The sequence below is a fragment of the Metabacillus sp. SLBN-84 genome (assembly GCF_053629595.1).
Genome location: NZ_JBRJIP010000001.1, coordinates 3,290,817 through 3,307,629 on the forward strand (window position 1 = coordinate 3,290,817; position 16,813 = coordinate 3,307,629).

The 16,813-nt window shown below is 44.5% G+C and carries 18 protein-coding genes and 1 riboswitch; of the genes, 6 read left to right on the forward strand and 12 right to left on the reverse strand.

What is annotated here, in order from left to right; all coding sequences use genetic code 11:
* Nucleotides 1-267 precede the first annotated feature (267 nt).
* The 6 genes from RKD52_RS16820 to RKD52_RS16845 form a co-directional block, all read right to left on the reverse strand.
* The gene (locus RKD52_RS16820; RefSeq protein ID WP_454100613.1) at nt 268-1,425 is read right to left on the reverse strand and encodes an acetylornithine transaminase; all 1,158 of its coding nucleotides are present in this window, start codon (nt 1,423-1,425) and stop codon (nt 268-270) included.
* Complete coding sequence (gene argB / locus RKD52_RS16825) at nt 1,422-2,201, reverse strand: acetylglutamate kinase (protein ID WP_454100614.1); 780 nt, start codon at nt 2,199-2,201, stop codon at nt 1,422-1,424. Before argB ends, RKD52_RS16820 begins: the two co-directional genes overlap by 4 nt.
* Nucleotides 2,202-2,211: 10 nt before the next feature.
* The gene (argJ, locus tag RKD52_RS16830) at nt 2,212-3,438 is read right to left on the reverse strand and encodes a bifunctional ornithine acetyltransferase/N-acetylglutamate synthase (RefSeq protein WP_454100615.1); all 1,227 of its coding nucleotides are present in this window, start codon (nt 3,436-3,438) and stop codon (nt 2,212-2,214) included.
* 12 nt (nt 3,439-3,450) lie between these two features.
* Nucleotides 3,451-4,485, reverse strand: a complete 1,035-nt coding sequence (argC, locus tag RKD52_RS16835) for an N-acetyl-gamma-glutamyl-phosphate reductase (RefSeq protein WP_454100616.1) — start codon at nt 4,483-4,485, stop codon at nt 3,451-3,453.
* A gap of 143 nt (nt 4,486-4,628) precedes the next feature.
* Nucleotides 4,629-4,937 (reverse strand): metal-sulfur cluster assembly factor, encoded by a 309-nt coding sequence (locus RKD52_RS16840; protein ID WP_029282683.1) that lies wholly within the window; start codon nt 4,935-4,937, stop codon nt 4,629-4,631.
* Between the two features lie 44 nt (nt 4,938-4,981).
* Nucleotides 4,982-5,767, reverse strand: a complete 786-nt coding sequence (locus RKD52_RS16845) for a prolyl oligopeptidase family serine peptidase (RefSeq protein ID WP_454100617.1) — start codon at nt 5,765-5,767, stop codon at nt 4,982-4,984.
* Nucleotides 5,768-5,906: 139 nt separating this feature from the next.
* Between RKD52_RS16845 and RKD52_RS16850 the strand changes: the two genes are divergently transcribed.
* The 3 genes from RKD52_RS16850 (at nt 5,907) to RKD52_RS16860 (ending at nt 7,338) form a co-directional block, all read left to right on the forward strand.
* Nucleotides 5,907-6,719 carry a Cof-type HAD-IIB family hydrolase gene (locus tag RKD52_RS16850; protein ID WP_454100618.1) on the forward strand — a complete coding sequence of 271 codons (813 nt, stop codon included), beginning with the start codon at nt 5,907-5,909 and terminating at the stop codon, nt 6,717-6,719.
* A gap of 106 nt (nt 6,720-6,825) precedes the next feature.
* Nucleotides 6,826-6,975 (forward strand): hypothetical protein, encoded by a 150-nt coding sequence (locus RKD52_RS16855; protein ID WP_168713755.1) that lies wholly within the window; start codon nt 6,826-6,828, stop codon nt 6,973-6,975.
* A 3-nt stretch (nt 6,976-6,978) separates the two neighbouring features.
* The gene (locus RKD52_RS16860) at nt 6,979-7,338 is read left to right on the forward strand and encodes a DUF3813 domain-containing protein (RefSeq protein ID WP_454100619.1); all 360 of its coding nucleotides are present in this window, start codon (nt 6,979-6,981) and stop codon (nt 7,336-7,338) included.
* A 264-nt stretch (nt 7,339-7,602) separates the two neighbouring features.
* Here the strand turns inward: RKD52_RS16860 and RKD52_RS16865 are convergent, their stop codons facing one another.
* Together RKD52_RS16865 and RKD52_RS16870 are read right to left on the reverse strand one after the other, a co-directional pair.
* Complete coding sequence (locus RKD52_RS16865; protein WP_454100620.1) at nt 7,603-8,082, reverse strand: BsuPI-related putative proteinase inhibitor; 480 nt, start codon at nt 8,080-8,082, stop codon at nt 7,603-7,605.
* 12 nt (nt 8,083-8,094) lie between these two features.
* A complete protein-coding gene (locus tag RKD52_RS16870) occupies nt 8,095-8,937 on the reverse strand; it encodes a YitT family protein (RefSeq protein ID WP_029282694.1) in 843 nt (280 codons plus the stop codon).
* A 205-nt stretch (nt 8,938-9,142) separates the two neighbouring features.
* On the opposite strand from RKD52_RS16870, the gene RKD52_RS16875 reads away from it, so the two are divergent.
* Both RKD52_RS16875 and RKD52_RS16880 read left to right on the forward strand, forming a co-directional pair.
* Nucleotides 9,143-10,003, forward strand: a complete 861-nt coding sequence (locus tag RKD52_RS16875) for a DegV family protein (protein ID WP_454100621.1) — start codon at nt 9,143-9,145, stop codon at nt 10,001-10,003.
* Between the two features lie 55 nt (nt 10,004-10,058).
* Complete coding sequence (locus RKD52_RS16880; RefSeq protein WP_369732185.1) at nt 10,059-10,190, forward strand: DUF3941 domain-containing protein; 132 nt, start codon at nt 10,059-10,061, stop codon at nt 10,188-10,190.
* 44 nt (nt 10,191-10,234) lie between these two features.
* Here RKD52_RS16880 and RKD52_RS16885 read toward each other — a convergent pair whose 3' ends face one another.
* From RKD52_RS16885 to RKD52_RS16900, 4 genes are all read right to left on the reverse strand, one after another.
* Nucleotides 10,235-11,887 carry a methyl-accepting chemotaxis protein gene (locus RKD52_RS16885; RefSeq protein ID WP_454100622.1) on the reverse strand — a complete coding sequence of 551 codons (1,653 nt, stop codon included), beginning with the start codon at nt 11,885-11,887 and terminating at the stop codon, nt 10,235-10,237.
* A gap of 10 nt (nt 11,888-11,897) precedes the next feature.
* The gene (locus tag RKD52_RS16890) at nt 11,898-12,857 is read right to left on the reverse strand and encodes a BMP family lipoprotein (protein ID WP_454100623.1); all 960 of its coding nucleotides are present in this window, start codon (nt 12,855-12,857) and stop codon (nt 11,898-11,900) included.
* A 1,064-nt stretch (nt 12,858-13,921) separates the two neighbouring features.
* Entirely contained in the window at nt 13,922-14,827 is a 906-nt protein-coding gene (locus tag RKD52_RS16895) for a nuclease-related domain-containing protein (RefSeq protein ID WP_454100624.1), read from the reverse strand.
* 208 nt (nt 14,828-15,035) lie between these two features.
* On the reverse strand, nt 15,036-15,893 hold the full coding sequence (locus RKD52_RS16900) for a CvfB family protein (RefSeq protein ID WP_454100625.1): 858 nt from the start codon (nt 15,891-15,893) through the stop codon (nt 15,036-15,038).
* 99 nt (nt 15,894-15,992) lie between these two features.
* On the opposite strand from RKD52_RS16900, the gene RKD52_RS16905 reads away from it, so the two are divergent.
* The gene (locus RKD52_RS16905; RefSeq protein WP_029282708.1) at nt 15,993-16,484 is read left to right on the forward strand and encodes a YajQ family cyclic di-GMP-binding protein; all 492 of its coding nucleotides are present in this window, start codon (nt 15,993-15,995) and stop codon (nt 16,482-16,484) included.
* 161 nt (nt 16,485-16,645) lie between these two features.
* A riboswitch (SAM riboswitch) is annotated at nt 16,646-16,746 on the forward strand.
* Nucleotides 16,747-16,813: the final 67 nt, after the last annotated feature.

Below are 16,813 nucleotides of genomic sequence, written 5' to 3' on the forward strand. Positions count from 1 at the left end.
CAGTTCCATCAAATCTGATTTTCTGTTCGTTGGTGGTTCTATTCTCAATGTTCAGTTCCATCAAATCTGATTTTCTGTTCGTTGGTGGTTCTATTCTTGATGTTCAGTTCCATCAAACCTGATTTTCTGTTTGTTGATGGTTCTATTCTTGATGTTTAGTGCCATCAAACAGAATTCTCCAACTGTTGATGGCTCTTTTCTCCCTGTTCAGTGCCATCAATCCGGAATTTCCGCTGACTGATGGCACCCATCCGCCAGAACAAAGTTCTACCTCACGCTCCCTGCCGTTTTCCTCAAGGTTTTTCCGATAATATCTGCAGCTGCAGACATTTCTTCATCTGTTACGGTAAGCGGCGGCAGCAGCCTGATCACCGTCGGCCCGGCCGGTAGTGCAAGCAGCCCGCTCAACCGGAGTTCTGCAATGAGTGGAGCTGCCTCCTGACTTAGCTGAATGCCAATCATGAAGCCTTTACCTCTGATTTCTTCCACTTCTTCTGCACCGGATAGGACATCTTTGAGCAGATCGTACATTTTATCGGCTTTCCTGTTCACGTCTTCGAGAAAGACAGGATCAAAGATTTTTTCAAGTGTTGCTTTGGCTGCTGCCATCGCAAGCGGATTGCCTCCGAATGTGGTTCCGTGAGAGCCTGGCTGAAAAGATGAAATCAGCTCTTTTTTCCCGATCATGGCTCCTGCCGGAAATCCATTTGCCAGCCCCTTGGCTGATGTAATGATATCTGGCTCTGCACCAAAATGCTGATAGGCGAACGGTTTTCCTGTCCGGCCGATGCCTGTTTGCACTTCATCAACAATCAGCAGTGCTCCAAGTCTTGTGCACGCTTTTTTTACTGCATCCATGAATGTCTGCTCTGCAGGAACGACTCCGCCTTCTCCCTGAACCACTTCAAGCATAATGGCTGCATAGTCATCTCCTGCAATTTGCTCCAGTGCTTCAGAATCATTATACGGAAGGTATTCAAACGACGGCAGCAGCGGCCCGAATCCGTCATGAATCTTCGACTGGCCGGTTGCAGACATCGTCGCGAATGTTCTGCCGTGGAAGGACTGTCTGAATGTCAGGATTTTCGACTTGCCCGTATGCTTTCTTGCAAGCTTGATCGCCGCTTCATTCGCTTCTGCCCCGCTGTTGCAGAAGAAGACGGCATCTCCTGAACTGCTTTCAGTAAGCAGCCGGGCTGTTTCCTCCTGGATAGAGCTTTGAAAGAGATTGGAAACATGCCATACTTTATCGAGCTGCTTTTTTACAGCTTCTTTTACATCCTCATCGCAATGACCTAAATTGCACACGGCAATGCCGGAGATAAAATCCAGGTATTCTTTTCCATTCTGATCAACTGCAACCGCGCCTTTTGCTTCTTTTATTTCAAGATCATACCTTGCGTATGTAGGGAATAAATGACTCACTTTAATGCAGCCTCCTTGCCGGCAGTTATTTTTGTTCCAAAGATGGATGATTCAGATGCAAACTTCCTCTTTCCGCTGACGATCATCACTTCTTTCAGCGTTTGGGAGAGAGATTTTATGGCAGCCTGGACCTTGGGAATCATTCCGCCGCTGATAATGCCGGAGCCGATCATTTCTGCTATTTCATCGGGAGTTGTATGCCGGATGACGATTTGTTCCTTCATGATGCCCTCTACATCTGTCACAAACAGCAGCTGGTTTGCCTCAAGCGCGCTTGCTACAGCTGCAGCTGCCGCATCCGCATTCACATTCAGCGTGCTGTGGTCTTTTGTTTTGGCGAGCGGTGCGATGACTGGGATATAGCCGCCTTTCAGCAGTGTTTTAATAAGATGGTCATCGACGGCTGTAATCTTGCCTACGTGCCCAAGCTCCTGTTCATTCAGATGCTCTCCTGTCAGGGTCCCTCCGTCGCATCCGGCAATGCCCGCTGCTTTAAATCCGTGCTGCTGCAGGGCTCTTACCAGCTGTTTGTTGATTTGTCCCGCAAGCACCATTTCCGCTACATCAAGAACCTGCTTTGTCGTCTTCCGCTGGCCGCCGATAAACTCCGTCTGCACATTCATTGATTTTAAGGCCGCATTGATGGCAGGCCCTCCTCCATGAACAATGACAACCCGGTGTCCATGACTGATCAGCTCGTGCAGGCTTTCAAAAAAATCACCTGACAGCTCATCGACTGTACTTCCTCCGCATTTCAGCACCACTGTTCTGTCCATAGTCCGCTCCTTACGTTCTGTAGCTTGCGTTGATTTTGACATAATCGTATGTCAGGTCGCAGCCCCATGCTTTACCTTCACCGTTTCCAACCCTGAGATCAATATGAATGGCAACCGTTTCTTGCTCAAGCGCTTTTTTTGCCAGTTCCTCTGAAAATGCCTGCGGCTGGCCATTATGAAAAAGACACTGGCCTTCTAAAAAGATGCCGATCCCATCCGGATTTACTTTTGCATCACTGTGCCCGATTGCCCCGATGATTCTGCCCCAGTTGGCATCAGAGCCGTAAACAGCTGTTTTCACGAGGCTTGATCCGACGACTTTCTTGGCCGTTATTCTCGCTTCCTCATTTGAAGCAGCACCCTCAACTGTCACTTCAATCAGTTTTGTAGCTCCTTCACCGTCTTTTGCAATGCTTTTTGCGAGATCTTCGCATACCATTTTCAGCCCCCGTTTAAAAGCATCCCAATCTTCATGTTCCGGAGTGAGCATATCATTTCCTGCAAGGCCGTTTGCCATGACAAGCACCATATCATTAGTCGATGTCTCCCCGTCCACTGTAATCTGGTTAAACGAAATATCTGTCAGCTCGCTCAGCGCCCCCTGGAGCACATCGCTTTCAACTGCTGCATCTGTCGTAATGAAGGCAAGCATCGTGGCCATATTTGGATGGATCATCCCCGACCCTTTTGCGCACCCTCCAATAGTTACTTTCTTTCCGCCGACGACAATCTCATAGGCCGTTTTCTTTGTCACAGTGTCTGTTGTCAAAATCGCTTCTTCAAAAGCAGATGCCCCAAGCTTTACAGGAGAAACGGCCCTTACTCCGCTGCGGATGCAGTCCATTTTCAGAAATTCTCCAATAACACCTGTTGATGCTACCGCCACATATTCTTCTTTCAATGAGAATGCTTCCGCGCACAGCGATCTCATTTCATACGCATCTTTCAGCCCCTGCTTCCCTGTGCAGGCATTTGCAATCGCGCTGTTTACGATCAGCGCCTGCAGTTTTTGCTCTGACTTTGTGCTTTCCTGTGTCACTTTTAATGGAGCAGCCTGAAAATGACTCTGTGTATAAACTGCTGCACAGCTTGCCGGAACCTCGCTGATCAGGACACCCAAATCTCTTTTTGCATATCTTAAGCCGGTATGTACCCCGTCCGCCTTAAATCCCTGCGGCGATGTCACAGAACCTTCTTCTATTTTCTGAATCCCAGCGGACTCTTTTACTTTTAGCATCGATAAGCCTCCTTATGGATACAGGGGAGCCATTTCAAGACCTGCTGTTTCATCAAATCCGTTCATCAGGTTGAAATTCTGAACTGCCTGCCCTGCTGCACCTTTCATTAAGTTGTCAATCACAGACACAATGGTAATCCTGCCTGTTCTTTCATCAAAAGCAATTCCGATATCACAGTAGTTTGAACCGTACACTTCCTTAGTTGAAGGAAATTCCCCGACCGGCCTCACTCTTACAAAATAGCAATCTTTGTAATACTCCTGATAAAGATCATGCCACTCTTTTAAACTGCCGCTTTTCGCCTTTGCGTAAATGGTCGTCATAATTCCCCTTGTCATGGGAACAAGGTGAGTCTGAAACGTAAGAGGCTTTACCGCGCTGTTCATTTCTAACAGAGCCTGTTCAATCTCCGGAATATGCTGGTGTTCATTCACTTTATAAATCTTAAAATTCTCATTTGTCTCTGCATAATGAACGCCGGCGTCAGGCTTGCGTCCTGCACCGGAAACCCCGGTTTTTGCATCAATAATAATAGAGGATTCATCGATTAATTCCCTGCTGACCGCAGGCGCGAGACCAAGGATTGCTGCCGTTGGAAAGCAGCCGGGATTTGAGATAACGGACGCTTTTCTGATTGCGTCTTTATTCCATTCAGAAAGCCCGTAAACCGCCTTGCCCACGATGACCGGATCTGCTGCCTTTCGTTTGTACCAGCTTTCATAAGTCTTTGAATCTCTTAATCTTAAGTCTCCGGACAAATCAATGACTTTTACCTTTTCCGTGCAGATCTCAGGCAGCAGTTCTGCCGCTGCACCGGGAGGGGATGCCATAAACAGGACATCCACCTCGGACTCAATTCCTGCAGTGTGAATGGCAGTCAAGCTTTCCCAGCTGATGTCAGTCAGATGCGGATAAGAATCCCTGTATGCCTTCTCTGCTTCTGACGATGTATATAAAATACATTCATTTACATGTGGATGCTTTGAGAGAAGCCTGTATAGCTCATTCCCTCCGTAGCCTGTAGCGCCTATTATACCTACCTTCAAATCGAATCACCCTTTAATTTATATCGTACATATGTGAGATTTAGTACCCATTATAATACTGCATAAAAATAAAATCAATTGTATTTTTATATATTTTTCATCAAGAAAAAAATCCCGATCCATAACGGACCGGGATTTAATACTCACTGAACACCCAGAGCAATTTTGGCAATTCTGCTCATTCTGTCTTTTGTCCATGGCGGATTCCAGACGATGTTCACTTCTGTTTCTTTGATTTCAGGGATATCGCGAAGGGCTGCTTTCACCTGATCGATAATCGTGCCTGCAAGCGGGCATCCCATTGAAGTTAATGTCATCGTGACAAGGGCTGTACCGTTTTCATCAAGGTCAACATCATACACAAGACCAAGATTGACAATGTCGACTCCAAGCTCAGGGTCAACCACAAGCTCAAGCGCGCCATATATATTCTCTTTCAATGCTTCATCCATTTTTATCACTCCTCTTATCTAGTATACCTGACAAAGGGACCGGCCTAAACTGATTTGCTTTCGCAAAGAAAATCAGCAAACCAGTCAACCGTTGCAATCAGTCCTTCTCGGGAAACTTTATGATCGGCGTTCGTATCGGCAATAAATTTCAGATACTCCGGTTTTGTCTCATAAGCAGATTGAATTTCCTTGAAAAATGTATACGTCGGATCAAACGGGACCACATTGTCCTTTTTGCCATGCCAGAAAAGCAGCGGCCGTGATGCAAGCTTTTCTGTATGTAGGCTGAGATCATATTCCTGCAGGCTGAGAAAATGCTTTTCCATCTCTTCATCTGTAAGAGGGACCTTCATGCCCATTTTTTGTACATATTGTATCTGCTGACGGGAAAACTGCTCATAATAAGGGCTGCCCATCAAGCTTGCTGCAGCTTTGATCCATTCGTACTGGGTCAGTGCCCCGAGAGTGACGATGCCGCCCATCGATGTTCCGGCAACGCCTATGTTTTCAGGATCGATCAGGCCGTTCTTTTCAAAATGATTCTTTATCAAATCAAGTTCCTTGATCTCATTTATTACAATGCTCCAAAATTGCATATTTAACTCCGTGCCCTGAAGTTTTCCGCTTCGTTCACCGTGGTGAAGAGCATCAGGAAGAGCAACGCGAATTCCTCTTTCTGCAAGAAGGTAGGCATAGTGAAGGTTGTGTTCCTTGGCGCTCGTAAAGCCGTGGACGAACAGGACAAACGGCGTCTTTTTATTTTTATCCGCATCCCTCGCGATGTGCAGGACGGGAATACCGGCAATGTTCATTTTTTCAACAGTGATCATGAGGCATACCTCCTTTTTAAGACTTCTTTCTTTTCTAAACATAAGTGTAACATGTAGACAATAATCTTGGAAAAAAGATACACTGTAAGGGGACTTTGTTTTTCAGCCGTCCCTTTAATCATAAAATAAAGGAGCTTCTATGACGACACTACCTCATTTAATTGCACTCGATTTAGATGGTACTTTATTAAAGGATGATAAAACGATTTCTGACTACTCAAAAGAAATCTTAAAAAAAGCGAGAGAAGCGGGACATATCGTCTGCATCTCAACAGGCCGCCCATACAGAGCAAGCTCCATGTATTATGAAGAGCTCGAGCTTGATACACCTATTGTCAATTTCAACGGGGCATTTGTCCATCACCCGAAAGACGATCAATGGGGAGCGTTTCACACTACGCTGGATGTGGAAACAGTCAAGCAGATTGTTGAAGTATGTGAAAAACACAACGTGAAAAATATTCTTGCCGAAGTGATCGATCATGTTTATTTTCACTATCATGACGAAAAATTACTCGATGTATTTACAATGAATACATCTGACATTACAGTGGGAGACCTTCGCAAAAATCTCGGTGATGATGTGACAAGCATTCTGATTCATGCATCAGAAGAAGAAGTCGACAATATCCGCACCTATTTGTCGGACGTTCATGCAGAGCTGGTTGACCACAGACGCTGGGCCGCTCCTTGGCATGTCATCGAATTAATCAAGCATGGCATGAACAAAGCCGTGGGATTGAAAATAATTGCCGATTCCTACTCGATTCCCGCAGAAAGAATTATTGCCTTCGGAGACGAAGACAACGACCTTGAAATGCTGGAATACGCAGGTCAGGGAGTAGCGATGGGAAATGCCATCCCAAAACTGAAAGAAGTAGCAAACCGCGAAACGAAGACAAACGAAGAAGACGGCATTGCCGAATACTTAAAAGACGCCCTATCTCTGTAAGGCGTCTTTTTTAGTGAAGTTTTCCAACCATAAAACGCCCACGTATGAGACAAAATAATGAGGACGCATCAGCAGCGTCAACCATTCATTTTAGGGGGAATTTCGCATGAGCAGTAATAAATCTAAACGCTTTGTTCAGCAAGGTAAAGATTCCGTTTCGAAACATGATGAACGTTTCCCTTATCATACAACAATGGCTGAGTCAGAAGAGCGCAAAGCTCAAATGGCAGAAAAATCCTCTTTAGGAGGCTTTTAATTTATGGGTAACCAACTATTTCAGGCAGCACGCAAAGCAGTCGAAAAAGCTGGAGAAGTTTTAACCGGCAAAATCGGTCATGACCATGGTCATGAACACCGTTCTGAAGAAAATCAGTACAGCTCGCAGCATGGAGCACAGCATAACGGGTCCCATAGCTACGGGGCAAATCACAATGAACATCAAAGCTACAGCTCTCAGCATGGCGGACAGCAAGGCGGGGCTCAGCAGCATGGCGGCGAAAGCGTAGACGCAGATTCTAAAGCGAAAGCCGAAAATGCTCTTATGTCCGCATTTGCCAACGCTTCACCCGCAGAGCAAAAGCAGCTCAGCGAACTTCAGGATGAACTGAAGAACATGTAGGTATGATGGCGGTCCCCGGAATCTGTATTCCGGGGATTTTAACTGATGAAACAAGAACAAAAGCGCAAGCGCCAAGGCCCGCTCCGATAGTCAGATAAGAATCCGGCGGAAAAGTCCGGTTCCCGCCTTTTTTGTCGGATTTGTTCTGAAAGAGGATCTAGGCGCTTCCGCTTGCCGATGATAACTTTGTTATGTTATCAACAACCTTTTATTTTTTATAATTTCCTACAGAACAGAAAAAGCTGCGGATAAACCGCAGCCGTTTTATTCTGAAACTGTAAATGTTTTGACTTCCTGAAGAGGCTTGGCTCCTTCAGCTTTTCCGGCAAACTGGGCGGTCACCGTATAGTCTCCCGCCTGCAGGCTTCCTGCTGATTTCATGTCCCATGTCTCCTCGTAGGTTTTGCTTTCGCCAGGAGGAATCGTTACATACTGCAGCGCCTGTGTAAACATTTTGCCTTTTGAATATTTGTAGACTTCTGCCCCGTTCGGATCGGTAATAATGATTTCGTACTTTTGTCCGGACGAAAATTCAAAGTTTTTTTCTTCATCTGAGTTGTTTTTAACCATCATGGTGATTTGGACAACACCTGATTCTTCTTTCGTTTCAACTGAAAGCTCGACATCTTTTTCTTCCATATCACCCGACACCTCTTCCGCTTGTTCTTTCTCTTGCGGCTGTTCAGCACTTTGGCCGCAGCCTGCAAGAATCAAAAAGACCGTAATGAACAAAAGTTTTTTCATTGCGCATATCTCCTATTCTTTGCGGAAGAATCCAAAGATGCCTGTTGTCTGAAGAATGTTTGTGAATGCCTTTGGATCCACTTCCTTAATGATTTTTTCTAAATCATAAAGTTCATAGCGCGTGATCACGATCATCAGCATGTCCTTTTGTTCGTTAGTAAAGGCCCCTTTTGCAGGAACCATCGTGATGCCTCTTACCATTTTAGCATGAATTGCCTTTTTCAGGTCATCGGCTTTTTTCGTGATAATCATGGCTGTCAGTTTTTCATGACGGGTATGGATTGCATCGATGACCCTCGTTGATGCGTAGAGAGTGACAAGCGTATAGAGTGCTTTTTCCCATCCATAAAGCAGACCGGCTGTAAAGATGATGATTCCGTTCAAAATGAAGAAATACGTTCCCACGGGCTTATCTTTCATGCGTGAGAGAATCATGGCAACAATATCAAGTCCTCCGGTTGATGCCCCGTACTTAAGCGTAATTCCGACTCCGATTGCTACGATCACGCCTCCGAATACTGCATTCAGCAGGATGTCTTCAGACAGCGGATAGAGCGGGACAATCGAAAGAAAGAAGGTTGTCGCTGCGACGCTCAGCACACTGTAGAGCGTAAATGATTTCCCGACCTTCTGCCAGCCTAAAATCGCTACAGGTATATTCAGCAGGAGCAGCAGAACCCCGGTCGATATGTTAAGGGGCGTATATTCAATCAAAACGCTTGATAAAAGCTGGGCAATCCCTGTAAATCCGCTGGCATATACATCCGCCGGAATCATAAACAGGTTCAGTCCCACAGCGTTCAGCAGCGCGCCGAAAATCACAATTATTCCTTTTTTGACTTCTTCATAAACCATTTGCAGAAAATCCTCCCGGGCTATAAGATATTAATAGTATTTCTGATTTACCCTTTTTTCTTGCAGACCAATACAAATTATGTCTTTTCAGGGCTTTCGTTGTTCTTTACTTCTATTTGGCTAAGTGCTACTTTTACTATAAGAATTCAATTTCAAATGAGACTATTCTCCCAAAGGGAAAAATTACATGAAATGAGGTGCAAAAATGACGGTTCACATCCTCGCAGACAGCGCAAGCGATCTGCCGCTTGAGTTTTACGAAAAGAACGGTGTCACGCTGCTTCCGCTCGGCGTACATATTGATGAGCATGACTACCGTGACCTTCTGACCATTACACCGAAGGAAGTATACGATGCAATGAGAGAAGGGAAAGTTGCGAAAACAACGCAAATTTCTCCTTTAGATGTCAAAGAGATCTTTACCTCTCTCGCCCAAAAGAAAGTGCCTGCTCTGTATGTAGCATTTTCTTCAGAGCTTTCAGGGACATACCAGACTGCAGTCATGATCGGCAATGAGGTAAAAGAAGAATATCCTGATTTTGAGCTTGCCATTATCGATTCAAAATGTGCTTCACTTGGCCTTGGCCTTGCTGTTAAATATGCAGCTGAACTCGCCGGTAAAGGAAAAACTCTACACGAAATCGCAGAGTCTGTAAAGGACTTCTGCGTGCATACAGAACACATTTTCACAGTCGACAATCTCGACTATCTCGCAAGAGGCGGCCGCATCAGCAAAACCTCTGCATTTGTCGGCGGTCTGCTGAACATAAAGCCTCTTCTCCATGTTGAGGACGGAAAACTTATTCCTATAGAGAAAATCAGAGGGAGAAAAAAAGTATTCCGCCGTGTCATTGAACTTATGAAAGAACGCGGCACTGACTTAAGCAATCAGACAATCGCCATCAGCCATGGCGACGACCTTGATTCCGCTAATGAAATCAAGTCCATGATTCAAGCTGAATTTCAGCCGAAAGAAATTTACATCAACACGGTCGGCTGTTCCGTTGGAGCACACTCAGGCCCAGGCACAATCGCCATCTTTTTCTTAAACAAACAGATCTCATAATATTTTTCTTCTCGTAGGGCATCCTAAACATATCATTTTTAAAGGAGTTTTGATGATGCCCCATACAAGCGATAACGACAAAAAAGCAAAAGACAACAATGCCAAGCAGCATGAAAAAAACATGATGCGCGAAAAAAGCCGCCAAAAAGGCGAACAACAATTTTCTAAGAAAACAGATCACTTGTAATCAGAAATGGAAACAGCAGCGGGGGAGATTCCGCTGCTGTTTTTTTATGTTAATTTAAATTGTGTTAACGTTTGTTTCAGATCATAGGTCAGCTTTCTCAGCTCTGAAACCCCTTCAGCCATCTTTTCAAAAGCAGCAAGCTGCTCAGCAGTTGAAGCTGAAATTTCTTCGCTTCCCGCTGCTGTTTCCTCCACTACAGCGCTGATGCTCTCAACATTTTGCAGAACATTTCCGCCTAATGTTTTCGAGTGATTCACACCTTCTTCAAGGCTAATCAATTCCAGTGTAATATTCTTCACTTTTTCATCAATCGCATGAAAAGCCTGTGTAGTGATGTCCATACCTGTCTTTTGCTTTTCTGCAAGGGAAACCCCTTTTGCTACAGATTCAGAAATGTTTGCAATGCCGGATTGCATCAGGCTTGCCATTTCAAAGATTTGGGAGGTGGCATTCGTAGATTCTTCTGCAAGCTTTCTGACTTCTGCTGCCACTACGGCAAATCCCTTTCCCGCTTCCCCTGCGCGCGCAGCCTCGATTGCTGCATTTAGCGCAAGAAGATTGGTCTGATCGGCAATGCCGGAGACGACCTTCGTCATATCTTCGATTTTCGTCATATACCCTAAAAATGTCTTCGTTGAGTCATTGATCAGGTTCATCATCACGCCATTTTCTTTCAGCAAATCGCTCTGGGTTCTGATTGCCCCCTGCCCCTCCTGAATGGCGCCTGCCGCTTCTTCGCCAAAAATGACAGACTTTTGGGAGCGTATGACGTTTTCGCTGAAGCCTGCATCCATCCGCTCAATCAGAGAAACAGCATCTTGAAGATCAGAGGAAATTGACTGGGATCCGGCAGACAGTTCATCTGTTGATAAAACGACCTGTCCGCTGATTTCACTTAAAACACGTGTTTCACTGTCAAGGGTTTCAGCAAATCCATCGACCTGTTTGCTTACAGTGTCAATAGAAAGGATCAGCCCTTTAAGCTGATTCACCATACTTGAAAACGAATCATTGAGCGCCCCGATTTCATCTTTCCCCTTATAGGTTAAAGCCTGCACGGCAAGATTCCCCTGTGCAATTGCCGCCGCCTGTTCTGACATGCTTTTTAAAGGCTTCGTAATTGACGATGTCATTCTGATGACAAGAACACTTGAAACAAGAATTAAAAGAGCCGTTCCAATGGCCGCTGACAAAATGACAAACTCGATCTGTCTTTTGACTTCTTCTTGAATAAATGTATACCTGTCATGAACATGGAGATTCACAGAATAAATATCGTTTGAGATGCCATCCATTCTTACAGCCTGGCGTTTCACTTCTGCCTGATTTTTCTCTTCAAGTGCAGGCAGCGTTTTCTGCTTGAGCTCAACGAATTTGGCTGATGCCTTTCTTAAAGCAGCCTTCCCATTTTTATCCTGCAAGGTCTGATCCAGGCTGTCTAAAAGCTTTTCGGTCCGGTTCAGCGACTGCAGCGCCTCCTCCTTGTGCGCATCGGAAAGCGAAAAAGCAGCATTATTTAAGCTCTGCTTGGCTGCATTCAGTTCTCCCTGCAGCTTTTCCACATTTAAAAGCACAGGAACTTCATTCTGGTTTGTCTTTTGAATCAATAGCATATTGAAGACGATAAAGCCAATCATAAAGGTAGCAAGTATGATAATGCCGACAGAATTGAACAATAATTTTTTCTTTAATGACACGATGATCCTCCTAGTTGCTCTCTGCTAATTTTTGCTTCCATTGATCAAGCGTTTTCTGCTGCTGTTCAGTCAGGTTCAGGACACGGATCGGAGCCAGTTGAACCCCATTATCCTTCACACCAAGTTCAATATGCCCCTCAGGAAGCTCCTGTTTCTTGACATAGTCTTTCAGAAGCTGAAAAATGCCGATATCCACATTTTTCATCATAGAGGTTACAACAGCCTTTTCCGCATAAAAATACTGATCGCTGTCAACACCAATCGCATATACTCCGCTGTCCTGCGCCGCTTTTAAAACACCTGCCCCAGTAAAACCGGCTGCTGCATAAAGTACATCCGCCTTTCTTTTAATCATGCTGTCTGCCATGACACCGCCCTTGATGTCATTGCCGAAATCATTTGCATACTCCGTGTAGATGACAATCTCAGGCTTGATCGTTCTTGCCCCTTCTGCAAATCCGTCTGCGAACTTATTTATAAGCGGCACATCAGCGCCGCCGATAAAACCGATCGTATTTGTTTTAGAAGCCATCGCTGCAACAACCCCGGCAAGAAAGCTCCCTTCATCCTCTTTAAACGTAACTGAGGTAATATTCTCAGCCTCAGAAACCGCATCGATCAGCAAAAACTGCTGATCCGGATACTTCTTTGCCGCTTTTTCCAAATCTTCCTGAACCATAAACCCAAGTCCAACGACAAGATCATTGCCCTCTTCAACAAGCTCAGTAATCCCTTTTTCATAAGTGCCCGTTTTTTCAAGCTCCCGGTAATCAAACAAAATGCCAAGTTCATCACGGGATTTCATCAGGCCCGCAAACGCAGAGTCACTGAACGACTGATCCCCAAGCCCCACATCCGAGAGCATGATCCCTACTTTTATTTTTTGATCCGCACTGCTGACTGCCTCATTCTTCCCGCACCCGGCGGCAAGCAGCATACAGGACGCGATTATGATCATAATTTTTTTCATTGATGTCTCTCTCCTTAAAAAGTTCTACTAGGAGGTTATCGACGGGTTTGGGGGAAAGTTTATTTTTTTGGAGGGGGATTTTTGCGGGACCATCAAGCGGCGGATTTTTTGTTTTGGTGGCACTTATCTATGAGTTGGGAACCATCAAGACGTGGAATTTCTGTTTTGATGGCACTTATCTCTGAGTTCGGAACCATCAAGACGTGGAATTTCTGTTTTGATGGCACTTATCTATGAGTTGAGAACCATCAAACGGAGGATTTTTTGTTTTGGTGGTACTTATCTATGAGTTGAGAACCATCAAACGGAGGATTTTCTGTTTTGATGGTACTTATCTCAGAGTTGGGAACCATCAAGACATGGGATTTCTGTTTTGATGGCACTTATCTCTGAGTTCGGAACCATCAAGACGTGGGATTTCTGTTTTGATGGCACTTATCTCTGAGTTCGGAACCACCAAACGGAGGATTTTTTGTTTTGGTGGTACTTATCTCAGAGTTGGGAACCATCAAGACATGGGATTTCTTTTTTGATGGCACTTATCTCTGAGTTCGAAACCACCAAACGGAGGATTTTTTGTTTTGGCGGTACTTATCTCAGAGTTGGGAACCATCAAGACATGGGATTTCTTTTTTGATGGAACTTATCTATGAGTTGAGAACCATCAAGACATGGGATTTCTTTTTTGATGGCACTTATCTCTGAGTTGGGAACCATTAAGACGTGGGATTTCTGTCTTGATGGCACTTATCTCTGAGTTCGGAACCATCAAGACGTGGGATATCTGTCTTGATGGCACTTATCTCTGAGTTCGGAACCACCAAACGGAGGATTTTCTGTTTTGGTGGCACTTATCATCGAGTTCCGAACCATCAAGCGGTTGGATTTCTTTTTTGATGGCACTTATCTCTGAGTTGGGAACCATCAAGAAGTGGGATTTCTGTCTTGATGGCACTTATCGATGAGATCGGAACCACCAAACAGAAAAATTCCTTTCTTGAAGGCACTTATCTCTAAGTTCGGACCTATCATTCAGAAAAATCTTTTATTCAATGGCACTAATTTTATTTATCTACAAAGTGAGAAGACCTCCCGCGCCCTATATGTTCAAAATGTGCGTACAGAATCTTTCTTATTGTCTTTTTTGATAAAACAAGCTTACACCATTCATGAATCTGATCTGTGGTGATCCTCTTTTCCGGAAAGAGAAGCCTGAATTCTCCTATTGCCCGTAATACTGCAGGTAGAAGCGGTTCGGTTGTTTTACAATTAGAGCATATAAAATTTCTGTTATTAAAGAGGGTATACAGCAATAGACATTTTGGACAGATAATACCTTTTTCCAGCCCCTCAAACCCATACCCCGGCAGCTTCAAAAACGGATATTCTTCCACGTGCGAATCCAGAAGTTTCTTGGCGAGCATGTCATGAAAGCCGGTTAATCTGCCCGGCTTGTGATTGAGTTTTTCTGCAAAACGGTTCAGCTGGGGGTGATAAATGATGGGTTGGTCCATTGGAGCATTGTAGAGGTGAAAGCGGTGGTTTACAAAGACGACAAATGGTTCGAGGGGAAACTTGATGCTTTGATCCTGGAGGAGCCGAGTGAGCAAGGCTTCACTTCTTTTGAGCTGAAGCAGGGGGTTTTTCATTTCTTTTTTGGCCGGGGTCGACCATCTTTCTTCTTCTGCGAAGTAATCACCTTCAGAGTTCTTTACATTGAATACGTACATTTTATCAGGTTTGATAAACAGGGAATCAATTTGTACGAATGATCCGCTGATTTCAAAAAGCAGATCGCTTAATACTATGCCATCCCCTCCTTTCTCAATAAGCCACTGCTCAAAATACTTTTCTCCTTCAAAGCCTTTTTCGAGATTCCGCAATTGATTAAGAGCTTCCTCATCCAGCATACTTCTGGCGTTCAAGCTCCGGTAAACAAGCAATTCCCGGTTTTCCTTTAAGTCCTTCAACTAATAAACATCCCCTTTCGTTTTTATCAGATCCATCAATTCCTCATTCATTTTTTCAGTTCCATAAATCAATTCCCCTTCCTTAATTTCGGATCAATCACCACCTGCCCTTCCTTCTTTACACATCCATCATAAAACAATACTATTCCCACCGGCAAAAACCCAAAATCAAATTTTCCCCATAAAAAAACAGCAAACGCATAGGCGCTTACTGTTGTTCTTTTTTAAAATAAGTCCAGCCGTCTTCCTGATAGACCTTTCCTGCTTTCATAAGTGAGCCGAGCGCACGCTTGAATGCCCCTTTGCTCATGTTGAAGCGTTCTTTGATGTCATCGGGATCGCTCTTGTCAAAGAAGGGCATGGCTCCTCCTCTTTCTTCCATGTAATCACAGATCACTTGTGCATCCTCATCCAATGCCTCATGTTTGAATGGAAGGAGAGAAACGTTAAGGGTGCCGTCTTCCTTCACATCAACAACTCGTCCTGTTACAAGTTCGCCAAGACGCGGCTCTCTTTTGCGCTGGGAGGAGTGGATGAATCCTTTGTAGCCTTCTTCAGTTATGATGAAAGAACCGGCAATAATGATTCGGTAGACTCTGCCAGTAACAGTCTGATTGTTCCGGACTCCTGCAGCCGGGACGATGTTTTCCTGCATGACATCTTCCGTTGCAAGTTTTGTGAAAAATCTTCCGTTTTTCGTCACTTTCAGGGAACAGTAGAGCTTGTCGCCTTCTTTTGGCCATACACTTACATAGGCCGGAAGAATATCGTTGTCGACAAGTGCATCTTTTGAAAGGCCAATGTCGACGAATGCCCCCATGTCTTCCCTGACACTGACTACTTCTACCCATCCGAACCGGTCTTCTGATATCGTCGGCTTTTTCATTGTTGCAGCGAGACGGTCTTCATGGTCCACAATCAGGTACACCTCAACCTCATCCAATTCTTCAATTGGTTCAGTGATTTCCGTTTTGTGAAGCAGTACTCGGCTTTCTCCATCTGCTAAATAATATCCGTAATCTACTTTTTCATCTATTTTAAGCGTCATAAACGTTCCGGGATTCATGTGTTCGTTCCTTCCTTTGCAGCTGAACTGCCGTTAGTTGTTATATCATGTACATTCTACTATAATCTAAAGATAATACAAACTTTTGGGAGGATTCTTATGGCCAAGGACAGTTCGTTTGATATTGTGTCGAAGGTGGATATGCCTGAGGTAACAAATGCCATCACGATGACGATGAAAGAAATCGGCACACGCTATGATTTTAAAGGAAGCAAAAGCAGCATCACGCTTGAAAAAGAGGAGCTTGTTTTAGTTTCTGATGATGAGTTCAAAATGGATCAGCTGAAGGATGTGTTCATTTCAAAACTGATCAAGCGCAATGTGGCAACGCGCAATATTGATTACGGAAAAATTGAAGGCGCATCAGGCGGCACCATCCGCCAGCGTGCAAAGCTTGTCCAGGGTATTGATAAGGACAATGCGAAAAAGATTAACGCGATCATAAAAAATGCAGGGCTTAAAGTGAAAACGCAGGTTCAGGATGATCAGGTCCGCGTAACCGGCAAAAGCAAGGACGACCTGCAGCAGGTGATTGCAGCTGTCCGCGGAGCGGATCTGCCGATCGATGTTCAGTTCATTAATTTCAGATAAACGCGTGGACTCAGCAGGTTTTTCCTGCTGGGTCTTTTTTTATCCGGACTGTGGCAAGAATTCCTCATCAATTCAGAAAACTTTTACTTTTCGCACTTGAATCTCCTGAAAAAAACATGTAAATTAGATATAATATCATTTAGCCAATTTCATATTTTTGATTCTTATCTAGAGAAGCTGAGGGACTGGCCCGTCGAAGCTTCAGCAACCTGGCGTAAACCAAGGTGCTAATTCCAGCGATGCATCCATCGGACGATAAGAAGAAGTCATGCATACTCAAAAGTCTTCTTCTTGGAAGGCTTTTTTCTTTTTCCCATTATCAGCTGTAT